11 protein-coding genes and 1 pseudogene are annotated in these 15,021 nt (G+C 55.7%); 8 read left to right on the plus strand and 4 right to left on the minus strand.

The window, feature by feature from the left end:
* Positions 1 to 10: 10 nt before the first annotated feature.
* On the minus strand, positions 11 to 1,030 hold the full coding sequence (locus BBIA_RS02015) for a formate/nitrite transporter family protein (protein ID WP_238548403.1): 1,020 nt from the start codon (positions 1,028 to 1,030) through the stop codon (positions 11 to 13).
* A 714-nt stretch (positions 1,031 to 1,744) separates the two neighbouring features.
* Positions 1,745 to 3,304 (minus strand): annotated as a pseudogene (locus BBIA_RS02020) (Y-family DNA polymerase); the annotation flags it as partial.
* A gap of 302 nt (positions 3,305 to 3,606) precedes the next feature.
* On the opposite strand from BBIA_RS02020, the gene BBIA_RS02025 reads away from it, so the two are divergent.
* The 4 genes from BBIA_RS02025 to BBIA_RS02040 are packed head-to-tail and all read left to right on the plus strand — an operon-like array spanning position 3,607 to position 8,574.
* Positions 3,607 to 5,184, plus strand: a complete 1,578-nt coding sequence (locus tag BBIA_RS02025; protein ID WP_033492927.1) for an ABC transporter substrate-binding protein — start codon at positions 3,607 to 3,609, stop codon at positions 5,182 to 5,184.
* A gap of 23 nt (positions 5,185 to 5,207) precedes the next feature.
* Positions 5,208 to 6,155, plus strand: coding sequence for an ABC transporter permease (locus tag BBIA_RS02030; RefSeq protein ID WP_033492928.1), 948 nt, complete (start codon positions 5,208 to 5,210; stop codon positions 6,153 to 6,155).
* Positions 6,152 to 6,988 (plus strand): ABC transporter permease, encoded by an 837-nt coding sequence (locus BBIA_RS02035; RefSeq protein WP_051923654.1) that lies wholly within the window; start codon positions 6,152 to 6,154, stop codon positions 6,986 to 6,988. The genes BBIA_RS02030 and BBIA_RS02035 overlap by 4 nt, the downstream gene beginning before the upstream one ends.
* A complete protein-coding gene (locus BBIA_RS02040) occupies positions 6,985 to 8,574 on the plus strand; it encodes an ATP-binding cassette domain-containing protein (protein ID WP_033492930.1) in 1,590 nt (529 codons plus the stop codon). The genes BBIA_RS02035 and BBIA_RS02040 overlap by 4 nt, the downstream gene beginning before the upstream one ends.
* Before the next feature lie 237 nt (positions 8,575 to 8,811).
* On the opposite strand, the gene BBIA_RS02045 is transcribed toward BBIA_RS02040, so the two are convergent.
* Together BBIA_RS02045 and hisC are read right to left on the minus strand one after the other, a co-directional pair.
* A complete protein-coding gene (locus tag BBIA_RS02045; protein ID WP_152600495.1) occupies positions 8,812 to 9,792 on the minus strand; it encodes a D-2-hydroxyacid dehydrogenase in 981 nt (326 codons plus the stop codon).
* Positions 9,789 to 10,850 carry a histidinol-phosphate transaminase gene (gene hisC / locus BBIA_RS02050; protein WP_033492935.1) on the minus strand — a complete coding sequence of 354 codons (1,062 nt, stop codon included), beginning with the start codon at positions 10,848 to 10,850 and terminating at the stop codon, positions 9,789 to 9,791. The genes BBIA_RS02045 and hisC overlap by 4 nt, the downstream gene beginning before the upstream one ends.
* A 163-nt stretch (positions 10,851 to 11,013) precedes the next feature.
* On the opposite strand from hisC, the gene BBIA_RS02055 reads away from it, so the two are divergent.
* Genes BBIA_RS02055 through BBIA_RS02070 form a run of 4 tightly spaced genes read left to right on the plus strand, consistent with a single transcriptional unit; the run spans position 11,014 to position 14,993 of the window.
* Complete coding sequence (locus BBIA_RS02055; RefSeq protein ID WP_160268215.1) at positions 11,014 to 12,099, plus strand: ABC transporter substrate-binding protein; 1,086 nt, start codon at positions 11,014 to 11,016, stop codon at positions 12,097 to 12,099.
* A 14-nt stretch (positions 12,100 to 12,113) separates the two neighbouring features.
* Positions 12,114 to 12,992, plus strand: a complete 879-nt coding sequence (locus BBIA_RS02060) for an ABC transporter permease (RefSeq protein ID WP_033492939.1) — start codon at positions 12,114 to 12,116, stop codon at positions 12,990 to 12,992.
* Entirely contained in the window at positions 12,989 to 13,792 is an 804-nt protein-coding gene (locus BBIA_RS02065; protein ID WP_033492941.1) for an ABC transporter permease, read from the plus strand. Before BBIA_RS02060 ends, BBIA_RS02065 begins: the two co-directional genes overlap by 4 nt.
* Positions 13,793 to 13,844: 52 nt before the next feature.
* Positions 13,845 to 14,993, plus strand: a complete 1,149-nt coding sequence (locus tag BBIA_RS02070) for an ABC transporter ATP-binding protein (RefSeq protein WP_051923656.1) — start codon at positions 13,845 to 13,847, stop codon at positions 14,991 to 14,993.
* Positions 14,994 to 15,021 lie beyond the last annotated feature (28 nt).

The following is a 15,021-nucleotide window of genomic DNA, read 5'->3' on the forward strand; positions in this document are numbered from 1 at the left end:
CCCTGTAGTCCTACAATCCTGCCGGACGCGGCGCCTCGAGATGCTCGAGGGCGGAGTTCTCGAACTCGCCGGGCTGCGACGGGTTGGGGTGCGGGCGGTCGTTCATGACGGCGAAGTTGAGGCCGATGAGCACGCCGCCGCCCACGAAGTTGCCGAGCAGGATCACGACGATCGCCGCGATGGCCAGCCACGGGTTGATCACGCCGTGCAGGCCGACGATGAGGAACAGCACGGAATCCGCGACGGAATGCTCGAAGCCGAGATAGGCGAACACGAACACGGCCACGACCATGATGATGCACTTGGTGAAATCGTTGACGAGCTTGCCGTTGTACACCATGAGCATGCCGATGTTGATGCAGAAGTTGCAGAAGATGGCGCGCACGAACAGGTCGACGATGCCGCCGAAGCCCTGCGTGACGTAGCCGGTTTTCGTGAGGGCCGCGTTGGCCATCTGCGTGAAGATCACGCCGTCGGTGATGCTGGAGAAGCGCATGAGCACGGCGATGATGAACCCGCCGATGAGATTGCCGAGCAGGCACAGCGCGAGGATGCGCAGTGAATGCAGCCAGTCGATGCGCTTGTGGTAGACGCCGATCGAGATGATCATCATGTTCGACGTGAGCAGTTCGGAGTTCGTGTAGTAGATGAGCACGAGCGCCCAGCCGAACGTGAGCGCGGCGATGACCTTGCCAATGAGCGCCATTGAGGGGCCGGTCGCGGCGAACGTGGCGCTGATCGCGAAGAACGCGGTGAAGAAGATGCCGACGAAAAAGCCGGCCATGACAGCGCGCTGCATGTACTTGCCGGTGAACTTGCCGGTCATGGTTTCCTTGCTGTCGAGCGCGTCGAGCACGGTGCTGATGAACGTGCGCCCCGGGAACAGCGGGTTCATGCGGGGTGCCGGCGCGGCGGCGACGCCGGCGACCGGAGCCGGGTTCGGTGCCGGTCCTGCGGGCGCGGCCGATGCCGCCGAGCCGCCGGCAGGGATGGTGTCGTTGACGAATGATGCGATGACTTTCTCTTCCACCCCTTTAGTGTGTCACTCCCCCGCACGAGAAACCGGAAAAACCGGTATGACCGACCTCACATTGCCATGTTTTGCAGTGGTTGTAAGGATCAGCACGGCAACAATGGCGGAATTCCGCCGTTCTCCAATGGTTTCCATGTCCAGTCATCCGCCACCCGGTCCACATGGGTACACATGGCTTTCAATCCCGACCATTCGCCGCGAATGCACACGACCGACGTCGCTATCGACTTATGCGCCGAAATCGCAGTCCCCCGCCGCATCCTCGGCGGCGACGCGTTCCTCCACGGCATGCAGGTTGGCAAGAAGCACATCGTCGTAGCCGGCGAGCGCGGCGAACGGCATGAACTGTGCGGCGCGATTGATGGCGGCCATCTGCGGATGGTGCATGGAACGATGGCCTGGCATATCGATGATGTCGTCGTAGCGATGCGTGACGCGCAGCGATGATGCGAGCTGCGATGCTGCGGATTGCCGCGACGCGACGCCGGTCGGCAAGGGCTGCGGAGGAAATGCCGTTGTACGGGGACCCTTGCGGGAACCCGTCGACGATGAGTCCGTCGAAAACGTCGCCGTCGGTATCGAGGCCACAGACCGGGACGGCGTACCGGCATGGGGAGGCAATGCACCAGACCTGCCGCCGCTGCGAACCGCGACTGGTGTGGACGACGACGTGGACGTTACCTCACGTGTCGGTCCTTCATCCGTGGTTCCGGCGGCGTGGCCGCCGATCTGGCTGTTGCGGTCGCGTCCGGTGGCGTCCTGTTCAAGGTTCATGGCCTTAAGCACCGCGTTGTTACCGTATTTCTGTTTGATGGCCAGCAATGCCTGCTGCACGTCGTGTTCGCGGCGCTGTTCCGCATGCCGCGTCTCGCGGCGTTCGTCCTCCGCATCGACGTCGGTGAACAAATCCAGCTGTTCCGCCTCACCAACCGGCGCAATGGTCGAAGCCGAAACGCGAGCGCCATCGACGCTGTCATCACCGTCCGCATATTTCCGCAACCGGCCGACGACCATGTTCAGCCGGCGTACGCTCACGTTCGTGTTGTCGCTGACGATGCGGTCGTACAGCGCGACCATCGCGTCGGCGATGACTTTCGTCGACGACGTGTACTCCCCCAATTCGGCCGTGCCGTTGGCCGGTCGCGGCACCGTCCTGCCGAAACGGTTCGTGGACACCGGCATCGATCCTTCGAATCCCGGCGCACCCTCGTAGCCGACGTACAGGCCGATCTGGCAGGTTTCCTGTTTGCTCTTCACCAGTTCCAGCGAAATCGCGTCGGCCATCTCGCGCACGATGAGCCGCGCTTGCTCGCGCGAGTACGGCCGGTGCAGCACCTGCCCGTTGCTCAGCGAATTTTCGGCCGGCTTGTACGCTTTGATGTCGGCGATCGTGCATGGTTCCCGGCCCCACGCGTGGTCGATGAGCAGTTCCGCGTTCACGCCGAACATGCGGTAGAGCAGGTCTTCGTTGTAGTAGTCGCTGGCGCGGCCGAGCGAGCAGCGGGCGACGTCGCCCATGGTGAGCAGCCCAGCCGATTCGAGCCGTCGCGCGTAGCCGCGACCGACGCGCCAGAAGTCGGTGAGCGGACGATGGTTCCACAGCAGCCGCCGGTACGATTCCTCGGTCAGTTCGGCAACGCGCACGCCGTCGCGGTCGGCGGGCATGTGCTTGGCGACGATGTCCATGGCGACTTTGGCGAGGTACATGTTCGAGCCGATGCCCGCGGCGGCGGTGATGCCGGTGCGTTCGAGGATGTCGCGAACGATGGTGCGGGCCAGATCGTGCGGGCTCATACGATGCACGGTGTTGAGATAGTGCGTCGCGTCGATGAACACCTCGTCGATCGAGTAGACGTGGATGTCAGCGGCGGCGGCGTACTTGAGATAGATCGTGTAGATGTCGCCGCTGGTTTTGAGATAGTACGCCATGCGCGGCTTGGCGGCGCGATACGCGACCTTGAGCTGGGGGAAGCGTGCCAGTTCCTCGGCGTTGCTGGACTCCCCCGCGAACCGGTGTCCGGGGATTCTCGCGCGGCGTTCCTCGTTGACCCGGTTGAGCTTCTCCTCGACCTCGAACAGCCGCGCGCGGCCGGGAATGCCGTATGCCTTGAGCGACGGGGAGACGGCGAGGCAGATGGTCTTCTCGGTGCGGCTCACGTCGGCCACGACCAGATTGGTCGTCAGCGGATCCAAACCGCGCGCCGCGCACTCGGCCGAGGCATAGAACGACTTGAGGTCGATGGCGAGGTACGTGCGGTCAGGTGCTGTCATGCAGCCCATTATCGAACATATGTTCGACAACTGCAGTGATTAACACAACACAAGACGGACTTGGATTTGCGGGATTTCACCCTCCCCACCGTCCCATAAGCGGTTGATTTCGGGCAGGCTTGATGCGTAGTTTTGATACTGGCTGAACGGTGTAACTTGGTTTCCTGTTCATCTTCGGTTGCTCGATTCGTCGCGACAGGTTCAATCACGGCAAATACGGTTGCAAGAAGTTTTTGCGAGAGCAAGAACCACTAATGACGATCGTTAGGTCGTTTCTCCCAAGAAGGAAGAGAGCAGGAACAATGAGCAAAACGTTCCTCGGAAAAATGTCCGCCGCAGCGATAGCGATCACGGCCACAGCCACCATACTTGCCGGTTGCACCAACAATTCGGCAGGAACCTCAGCAAGCGGCAGCAATGACAAGCCTGTCTCTGGCGGAACGCTCATTTTCGCCCGAGGAGGCGACGCAGGCAATATTGTCCCCACTGAAGCCGGCGGCAATGATTCCATTTTCGTGGTCGAGCAAATGTTCGACACATTGCTGACACCAAGCAAGGACGGAACCAAGCTCGAACCCAGCCTCGCCACCGACTACAAGCAAAGCGACGACCAGCTCTCTTGGACATTCAACCTTCGCAAAGACGTGAAGTTCTCCGACGGTACGAACATGACTGCCAAGGACGTGGTCTTCTCCATCAAAACCGCCAGTGATCCCGACCTACCTTTCGGTTTCGTCAACGAAGGCATCAAGAACGTCGAAGCCGTTGACGACTACACGGTCAAAATCATAACGAAGAGCCCGTGGGCACCGTTGCCTTCTGATGTGGCTTTGTTCTCCAATGCGATCGTCCCGGCCAACTACGGTGGCAAGTCTTTGAAGGAATTCGAGAAGAACCCGGTTGGTACCGGCCCATTCATGTTCAAGGAGTGGAAGAAAGGTCAAAGTCTCTCGCTGGTTAAGAACCCACACTATTGGAAGGCAAACCGCCCCTACTTGGACGGCGTTACCTTCACTACAGTCGGCGAGGATAATACTCGTCTCATGCAGGTTCGCGGCGGTCAGGCGCATGTGGACGAAGGTCCGTCGTTCACCACGCTTGATTCCGTGAAAAAAGATTCCAGCGTTAACGTGCTCACCTTCGGCTCCAGTCAAACCGATTATCTGATCATGAGCAACAAGAGCAAGCCGTTCAAAGATCAGCATGTGCGCGCGGCCGTCGGTCATAGCGTTGACAAGGAGTCTATCATCAAAGCCGTGTTGAACGGTAACGGTACTCCCGCGAACTCATTCCTCGCCCCGACCATCTGGGGGTATGACAAGAATCAGAAGGTTCGCGAGTACGATCTCGATAAAGCCAAGGAAGAATTGAAGAAGTCGGCTTATCCGAACGGTTTTGATACGACCATCGAAGTCGTCGCCGGTGATAGTGGCCAGCAGACCACGGCTCAGATCGTTCAGGAATCGCTGAAGAAGATCGGGATCAACGCGAAGATAGTCACCAAGGACGACAGTGCAGCCGGCAATGATCGAGTCAATGGCACCTACGACATGGCGTTCACCTTGTCCACGACCGATATTTCTGACCCGGATGAGCTCGTCAAATTCGTTGCTGTCGAATCAGGTGGCGCTAACGCCATGCGTACGTTCTTCCCGGATGAAAAGATCACCAAGTGGGCTTCCGAGGCCGCTGCAGCTACGGACAACGATAAGCGCCTCGACTTGTACAGCAAGATCCAAACCGAATTCAATGAACAGCAGCCGCTGGTGCCTCTGTACTATTCGCCGAACATTTACATCACATCCAAGAAGCTTCATGATTTCGCCGTCAACGAGGAAACGGGAGCGTACCTGCTAACTGATGCTTGGATCGAAAAGTAGTCGCAGAAAACTCATTCTCTGATATGTTCCAGCGGTTTATTCTGCCAACCCTCAAGCGACTGGTCACATTGATCCCGGTCGCCTTGGGGGTTTGCCTTCTCACGTTCCTTCTCCTTCATGTCGCTCCCGGCGACCCAGTTCGCTTGGCGTTAGGCGACAAGGCAAGCGCCGAAGCGATTGCCACCCGACGCCACGAATGGGGGCTTGACAAACCCCTGTGGGTGCAGTTCCTTGACTTCGTCGTCGGCATCTTCCACGGTGATTTGGGAGACTCGATCACGTTGAACGAGCCGACAGCCACAGCCATCGCGCAACGATTGCCCCCAACACTGCTGCTCATGGCCGGTGGCACTCTGATTGGAATCGTCTTGGCGTTGCCTCTCGCAATCCTGTCAACCAAAAAGATTGGCGGTTTCTTCGACGAGTTCATGCGCGTTTTTGTCGCTCTGTTGCAAGGCATCCCATCGTTCGTGTTGGGCACGTTCGTGATCATCCTGTTCGGACTCCAGCTGAAATGGATGCCAGTCGGCGGGTATGGAACAACCTTGATGGACCATCTGGTCTCCATCGTCTTGCCGTCGATCACGATCGGTATCGGTCTGATTCCCGTACTATTTCGAGGATTCCGACAGGCAATCCTCGACTCCTTGGAATCCGATTCGGTCGCTTTCGGTAAAGCTAAAGGATTGCCGGACGGGTTACTGAAGAGGGATTATGTGATACGTCCCGCAGCCGTCGACACGGTCAATCTCATCGGACTGCAACTCGGATCATTGGTTGGCGGCGTCGTCATCGTGGAAAACGTGTTCGCCATCCCCGGCATGGGCAATCTGATGATGTCAGCTATCCTGTCCCGCGATTTCCCGCTCGTACAAGGCGTGGTCATCGTCTTCGCCGCGCTGGTCACGGTCATCTATCTGCTGACCGATATCTGCTATACGGCATTGGACCCACGAGGAAGCATGTCATGACAGGCAAACAAGTGAAACCCAAAGAGTACGATCCCGCCCGCATCCGCATGTTCAGCGGATGCGCATTATTGCTCGTCACGCTGCTCGTCTGCTTCATCGTCCCCATCTTGATTCATGCCGACCCGTACGCGCAGGACGTGGCAAACGGGCTACGATCCCCGTACGCGGAGCACATCATGGGCACCGACGCGCTCGGCCGAGACATATTCGCCCGGCTGCTCTATGGTGGGCAAACTGATCTCATCGTCGCCATGGTTGCCGTCATCGCTCCATTGATCTTGGGCACATTTCTTGGTGCGTCGGGCGGCTATTACGGCGGCTGGCTCGATACGCTCATCATGCGTATTGCGGACGTGATCAGCGCGTTCCCGTTCTACGTGCTTGCCATCGCGCTCGTCTTTGTCATCGGCAACGGAATGGGAAGCGTGTTCACCGCCATCGCCATCGTCAGCTGGGTCCCATATTGCCGTCTGGTCAGAGCCGAAGCATCAAGGATCAAAAACCTGGATTTCATTTCAGCTGCGAAAATGGGCAACCTCTCCGACCTGAGAATCATCATCAACCACGTCATGCCAAATGTCATGCACCAGGCGCTCACCTACGCTGTAACTGACGCCAGCGCCAACATCGGCGTCATCGTCACCCTCAGCTATTTCGGCATGGGCTTAGTTCCACCTCAACCAGATTGGGGCCAGATGTTGTCGGAAGGACAACAGTACTTCGCCAATGGCGACTATTATCTGATCTTCTTCCCAGCATTGGCGATCATTATCGCAAGCTTCGCCTTTTCCCTGATCGGAGAAGGATTAAACGTAGACAAGGAGACGCGATGAATGCGTTAATGACCGTCTCGAATCTGACTATCGCCACCTCGAATAGAAAACTCGTCACCGGCGTCAATCTGCAGGTTACAGCTGGAGAGGCGACCGGTCTCGTGGGCGAATCAGGTTCTGGCAAAAGCATGGTTCTTCGCTCGATCATGGGATTGTTGCCCAATGGAGTCAACGTCGAATCCGGCGTCCTGACCTACGGGGGCAAAACCTACGACATGACTGATACGAAGCGGCTTGCCACGCTTCGCGGTCAACATGTGACCATGATCTTCCAGGAACCCGGTTCCGCATTGAACCAGCTCCTTCGGATCGGCCAGCAAATCACCGATGCGGTCAACAGCAAAGAGCATTTGTCGAAGGAAGCAAGAAGGCAGTTAGCGCTGCATTTGCTGCAATCGGTCGAAATGCGCAATCCGGAAGAAACCGCCAAAAGTTATCCGTTCGAGCTGTCTGGCGGCATGAAGCAACGGTCAATGATCGCGGCCGCCACCGCGCTCAATCCAGGCGTTATTCTCTGCGATGAGCCAACCACCGCATTGGATGTGACAGTACAGGCGAGGATACTGGACTTGCTGAAAACCATGATGCAAACCACGAATCTGGGCCTGCTGTACGTATCGCACGATCTCGCGGTCGTCAGCCAGTTATGTTCTACGGTCAACGTCATGCACTCAGGCCAGATACTCGAAGAGGGATCATTGGATCAGATCTTTCATGACCCTCAAGACGACTACACAAAGAAACTCATAGCCGCAACTCCGACCATGACCGGACCATATCAGCGTTATGAACCAATCTCGGACGATTCCCTGTTTCAGATGAACAATGTTGTGGTCTCCTTTGAGAACAAAGGTTTCACTCTATTCCATAAAAACAATCGAAAAACCGTTTTGCACAACATTTCGTTAAGCATCGGAAAAGGTGAAATTGTTGGCTTGGTCGGTGAATCAGGTTCTGGAAAATCAACGATCGCAAGAGTAATCAGTGGCCTTCAACCATACGATTCCGGAACCCTGCGATTCGATAATGAGCCGCTTGGCAAACATCGTACAGCAAATCAAAACTGTGCGATACAAATGGTTTTCCAAGATCCCAATGCTTCGCTTGACCCGACAAAAACAATTCGTCAGACACTGCAGGAAATTGTGAATGCAAACCATATAGTTCCACACAACCAATCTAACGAATACATTGTCGAAACCTTGGAAAGATGCCAGATCGACAAGGAGTTACTCAATCGAAAACCTAAACAACTTTCAGGTGGGCAAAAACAGCGTATAGCTATTGGCCGAGCACTGGCATTGCAGCCGAAGCTGCTTATCGCAGATGAGCCAACAAGCGCTTTGGATGTTTCTATTCAGAAAGAAATTCTAGATCTTTTGCTAGATCTTCACAATAAGTTAAACTTGTCAATTCTGTTCATTTCACACGATTTAGCAGTTGTGAGGAGTTTCTGCTCCAGAGTTGTCGTGCTGCAAAACGGAAAAGTAATGGAGGAAAACACAACCGAAGCCATTTTTGATCATCCGACAGATAACTACACAAAGGAACTATTGGATTCCATACCGCAGAAAATAATCAGGTGACAAAGAAGCTGTCGGCTTTATACCGACAGCTTCTTTGTATTCAATCTCCCTTTCCTTCATAAACACAATAATTCGACACTAAAGGAAAAGCCAATTCTCAGCATTCCGCAATTTCTATATCTTCTCTCCTCCAGATTCATATTCTTTTTGTTTCAAGACTTGAGATCGCCTTTACGCGAGAAGCCAAGCAAATGAGCAATATCAGCAGACGCAAGATGCCACACCATAACTGCTCGGTCATCTTCTCACTGCATACCCTTTCTCCTTATCAACAACAAGCGGGAAGTCGCCGCCGGACAACCATGTTTTGGCAAGATCTATGAACTGGCGGATCAACGCCATTTCAAAATCGCCGGCGTCACCTGATATGTGAGGACTGATCGACACATTATTCATGTCCCATAGCGGACTATCCGCAGGCAAAGGCTCCTGCTCGAACACGTCGAGCGAAGCCGATCCGATACGATGCGACTGAAGCGCATCAATCAGATCCTTCTCGTCGATGACCGCACCTCGGCCAACGTTGATAACGTGGCACGTCGGTTTCATCCAAGAGAAAACCTCACGATTGATACTATGCCTTGTGGCTTCAGTCAACGGAGCACAGATGATGAAACAGTCTGCCCATTCAACCGCTTCCCGCATCTTGTCAGAAGAATAGATGCGTTCAAATCCATCAGCCGAAGTGACATACGGGTCAATTCCCCTTACCCGCAAACCAAGACCGTGAAGCATCGCGCCGACGGTGCGACCAATGCTGCCAGTACCGTAAATTACAGCTTGGGAACCGTTCACCGACTCGCTGTGTATGTGCTTCCACGTCTTCTCATGCTGCTGCGACCACAGCATTCCCGACCGTTTCGCATGGGCAAGCACCGAATATGCGACGAATTCCGCGATGCTTACATTGTAGATTCCCGCTGCATTGGTCAACGTAATGTCGGAATCAACCAGTTCAGGGAATAGGAACGAGTCAACTCCAGTGACCGCAGCGTGCATCCACGCTACGCGGCTGAATGTACTCCAATGCCGGCGCATGTATTCATGCAGGTCTGTATCCCATACGAACAACATATCCTCGCCAAGAACATTCGGCAGAGTCTCCGGAACATATACGGATACGGGGCATCCCAGCTCATAGAATAGTTCGGTGGCCCCTTGCGGCAACGGCACCGAACGCGACGTTAATACCGCAATCGAATGGCGTTCTCCGCTCACTGCCAGACCTCCCTTGCAATCGCCATCTGCTCCGGCGTACCGACCGTGATGCGGACTCCGTTCGGCGATTCGAACGGGCGGACGATGAGATTATGCTTGCGGTATTGCGCGAACAGCCGGTCGGCATCGCCGGGAATCATGATGAAGTTTGCCTGGGAAGGAATGTAGCTGACGTCTTTGTCTCTCAAGAACCGCTCATAGGCTTCACGCTGCTGTTTGATGACGTCAACCTTGCTCTTCAGATCGTCAAGAACGTTTCGGTCGGACAACATGGCGACACCGACTGCCTGAGATAAGGTGGAGACCGAGAATTCGGCCACAACCTTGTTGACGGCATCCACGATTTCCGGTCGGGCGATACCGTATCCGAGTCGCAGCCCTGCCATGCCGAACGCTTTGGAGAAGGTGCGCAGCAGTACGACATTGTCGTATTCGTCGACTAGTTTCTTGGATTCCCCGTACGGCTCAGCCGTGACAAAGTCGCGGTACGCTTCGTCGACGACAACCAGAATGTCATCAGGAATGCGGTCGAGGAACCGCCGAATGGCTGCGGTGGTGAGAAACGTGCCAGTCGGGTTGTTCGGGTTGCAGAGCAGGATCATGCGAGTTTTGCCGGTAATCGCACGTTCGCAACCCTCAAGGTCGTACGTCCACGAATCATCCAACGGAACTTTCACCGATACTCCGCCGGCCAGCACCACATCGATATCGTAGGCGGCGAACGAAGGAGAGCCAAAGATGACCTCATCACCGGCGTTCACCACGATGCGTACCAGATCCTGCAGCAACGTGCCTGACCCATCATCGGCAAAGATGTTCTCCGGCTTGGTCCCGACAAACTCTGCGAGCCGTTCGGACAGATCCACCTTGTAAAAATCCGGATACCTGTTCAATGTGGAGAACGCCTCTTCCACAGCTCCGAGCAACGATGCCGAAGGGGACCAAGGAAGCTCGTTGGACGACATTTTGATCAGCTGAGCGCCCGTCTCCTCATCAGGACACTGTCCGGGCCTATAGGTGGGAATCGAGTCGAAAATGGTGCGGAGACGAACGTTCATGCCATGCCTTCCTCTGATTTTTTCAGATTTTCTTGTAGTTGTCAGTCTGATGTCAAAATGTTACAGGCATGTAATTCCAATGGTTTTGACGCCATTCACCCGTAACAAAGCAGAGTTAACTTCGGTTTTGTTGTCAGACAATATGACAAGAGAGGATATCATCATGAGGAAGCCAATCACTAAGCGCGCGAGGATGATCATCGCGGCTGCAGGAGCGTTCGTCATGTCGTTGTCGCTCGCAGGCTGCCAGATCGGCGGTTCTACCACCGGAGCCGTAGAGAAGAAAGCCGCATCCGACACCATCACCATGATGAACTATCCAGACTGGATGGGGAGCAAGGAAGTTGACTCCTTTAAGGAGAAGACCGGATATACCATCAAGCAGGTATCCACTCCGGACGGCGGAGACTCGGCGTGGGTCAACATCATCCGCCAAAACCAAGGCTCGTACGACATGTCCCTCGCTGGCATGAAGGTCGCCGAAACCCTAAAGACTGCCGGACTGCTGGAAGACTTTGACGCATCAAAGGTCAAGAACCTGTCCAATATCGACGAAAAGTACGTGAAGGCATTCCCTTGGGGCATCCCCGTAGAGCAAGGCAAGATCGGCATCATCTACAACAAGGACGAAGTCAAAGACCCGCCGACGTCATGGAAGGATCTGTTCGCCCGCGCAAAGGAGTTCTCCGGCAAACTGCTCATGCCCAGCTACTCGTCCGACGTAATCGACGTTGCCCTGCTCGCCACCGGCCATGATCTGAACACGAAGAACACCGCTGACATCGACGAGGCGAAACAGGCGGTGCTGGGAATCAAACAGTACGTCAAGGCGTTCGTCGATTCGGATGCGGCCTCACAGGTCTACGACGGTTCGACCTCCATCGCGGTCGTATACGACTATGATTACGCATCCGCCAAGGCAAACGGAGACAAGGTCGGCTGGGTCTCGCCCAGTGAGGGCATGCCCGGATACATCGACGGATGGGTGCCGCTGAAGGGCACCGCAAACCTCAACAAGGTATACCAGTTCATGGATTTCCACTTGGACAAGAGCAACTACGCCGACTTCATCAACACCACCCAAGCCTCTTGGCTGATGCCCTCCGTCACGGATTCTCTCGACAAGAATCTCGTGGACAACGAAGCGCTGAACCCGGAGACCGCCGGAAAGACGATCTACGGAACACTGCAAAGCGCTGACATCCAGCAGGCAGTGGCGTCTGCCTGGCAGGAAATTCAGAATTCCTGAAACGAGAGGCCGCCATGAAACGCCATGATCGGAAACTCGACAGCAAGGGAAAGGAACGAGACGGCATAGTCGGAGCGATCCTCGCTTTGCCTGACGGGATCCTAACACTCTGCTGCTTTGCCGTTCCACTCGTCATCATCATCCTATATTCCTTCTGGAAAATCGATCTGACCACATTCATCGTGACGACGGATTGGAACCTCGGCAACTATGCCGATATCGCCAAATCCATCTATCTGCAGGCACTGCTCCGTTCCCTGCTGATTACGCTCATCACCGTCATCGGCTGCATCCTGCTTGGACTGCCGATCGCCTACTTCATCGCATCCTGCAAAGGCAAGCTTCAGCTACTGCTCATCGGTGCGATCGTCATCCCCTTCTGGACGTCGTTTGTCGTTCGTACTTACGCCTGGCTGGAACTGCTCGGAGCCCACGGCGCCATCACTCGGATACTCGTAGGCTTCCGCCTACTTCCCGAGGGAACGGATCTGCGCTATTCCCTGACCGCTGTCGTCATCGGCATGATCTACTCCTACCTGCCCATGATGATCCTGCCGGCCTACTCCACTTTCGAACAGTTAGACAAGTCCCTGTTGGAGGCCGCGGCGGATCTCGGACGACGTCCCTCGCAAGCGTTCTTTGAAATCGTGTTGCCTTCCTGCGGAGGCGGCATCGCAGCCGGCGCATTGCTGGTAGCCATCCCCGCATTGGGCGAGTATACAATCCCAGCGATCCTCGGCGGCAGCAAGACGCTGATGATTGGCAACGTCATCGCCAGCGAATTCCAGACCACCGGCAACTATCCGCGTGGGGCAGCACTTTCATCGGTGCTAATGCTCGCGGTTCTGGTCATACTCATCGGCAAAGAAATCACGGATTGGAGGAAACGATGAAACTGCGCCAGCATTGGTTCTCGGCCATCATGTCAGCCATCGTGTTCGTCTTCCTGTTCCTGCCCATCGTCGTGGTGTTCAGGGATGCGTTCAACGCGAACAAGACGCTGCTCACGTGGGGCGGTTTCACCTTCAAGTGGTTCGCCGAAGCACTGTCCGGAGAACGATTCCAGAATGCATTCGTCATGAGTCTTACGATCGCGATCATCGTCATGCTGCTGTCCATGATCTTCGCGTCATTGGGAGCGATCGGCATGGCGAAACTTCCAGCGAAGGTCCGCACATTCTACGAGTCGGCGATTTTCCTGCGCATCACCTTGCCCGAAATCGTCATTGTCGTCGGACTGTTCATCGTGGCGCGCATGTTCGGCCTCAAGCTCGGACCGGCATGGGTCGTGATCGCACAGACCCTGATCTACTCCGCCTACGCCGCGGTCACCATCAACGCCAGACTCGCCAACGTGTCGTCCCTGTACGAAAAGGCCGCAATGGATCTGGGCGCCAGCCAAACCAGAATCATCTGGACGATCACCCTTCCCCTGCTTGCCCCGTCGATTTTCGTTGGTGGGCTGCTCGCGTTTACGTTCTCGCTGGATTCCGTCGTTTCTCCCACCTTCCTCGGAGGCCCTTCAGCCGAAACCATCCCGCTACTGATCATGGGAATGATCAAGAAGGGCGTATCCGCCGAAGTCAACGCCATAGGCGTCATCATGTCCGTGTTCAACATTCTTGTGCTGCTTATCGTGGTGCGGTTCATCGGTATTCGCCAGGTCGCCGGATCCGCGGTCAAAGGCAGCTGACCGAAACGTCACGCATCCGATTTCGTAAGGCCGAAGACAAAAAGGAACCATTATGTCAGTCAAAACCAAGGGCTTCACTACGCCGGGACACGAGCGTATCGGACAAGGGCCGGTCGCGGGTATCCTATTGGACGACGTTTGCCGCACTTTCGGCGACAAGCAGGCTGTCAGCCATGTCACGCTTGAGATCAACAAGGGCGAGTTCTTCTCCCTGCTGGGGCCTTCCGGATGCGGCAAGACCACTACGCTACGCATGTTGTCCGGTCTTGAGTTTCCCACATCGGGCAGCATTACGCTCGATAACGAAGAGATCACCGACGTGCCAGCCAACAAGCGCAGCGTGCATACCGTATTCCAAAACTACGCGCTCTTCCCGCATATGACCGTATTCGAAAACATCGCCTACGGTTTGAAGAATCGCGGACTCAGCAAACAGGAGATCACCAACAGCGTCGAAGAGATGCTCGATCTGGTTGAACTGCGCGGACAGGAGAAAGTCTCCCCCGGTTCACTGTCCGGCGGCATGCAACAGCGCGTCGCACTTGCCCGAGCGCTCGTGCTCAAGCCGAAAGCCTTGCTGCTTGACGAACCGTTAGGCGCGCTTGACTTGCGCCTACGCCAGCACATGCAAATGGTACTTCGCCAAATTCACCAGGAAGTGGGCATCACGTTCGTATATGTCACTCACGATCAAGGCGAAGCATTCGCCATGTCGGACAGAATCGGCGTCATGCGCGGCGGCCATCTGCTCCAAGTGTCCACTCCGGAGGAGCTATATCGCAATCCGGTGAACAAATTCGTCGCACAATTCCTCGGTTCTTCTTCCAGACTGAAAGGAACCGTTACCAAACGTATTACGGATACCAGTTATGAGGTGGACTTTCCCGAGGCGGGATTGCACTGCCAATGCGCTGGAGTAGCTGGCTTGGATGCCGGAGCGAGCATTGTCGGTGTTATACGCCCCGAGTGCGTCGAAACCCATTCGGCTGGAAAACACGACAGCGAACCCGACACGCTCGGCATCGATCTGGCTGTCGACAACGTCACCTTCATGGGGGCTCACTACCGCACCATACTGTCAGGCAAGAACGACGTTTCCATGCTCGCACATATACCGTCCAACGGCATGCGCGTGCGTAAAGGCGATACACTGCACGCGCAATGGCGGATCCGCGACATGTGGGTTACTCCTGCAGAGTGAGCAGTTGGTATAGAAGATCAGCAAGAAT

Origin of the sequence: Bifidobacterium biavatii DSM 23969 (genome assembly GCF_000741165.1) — a bacterium.
Classification (GTDB): Bacteria; Actinomycetota; Actinomycetes; order Actinomycetales; family Bifidobacteriaceae; genus Bifidobacterium; species Bifidobacterium biavatii.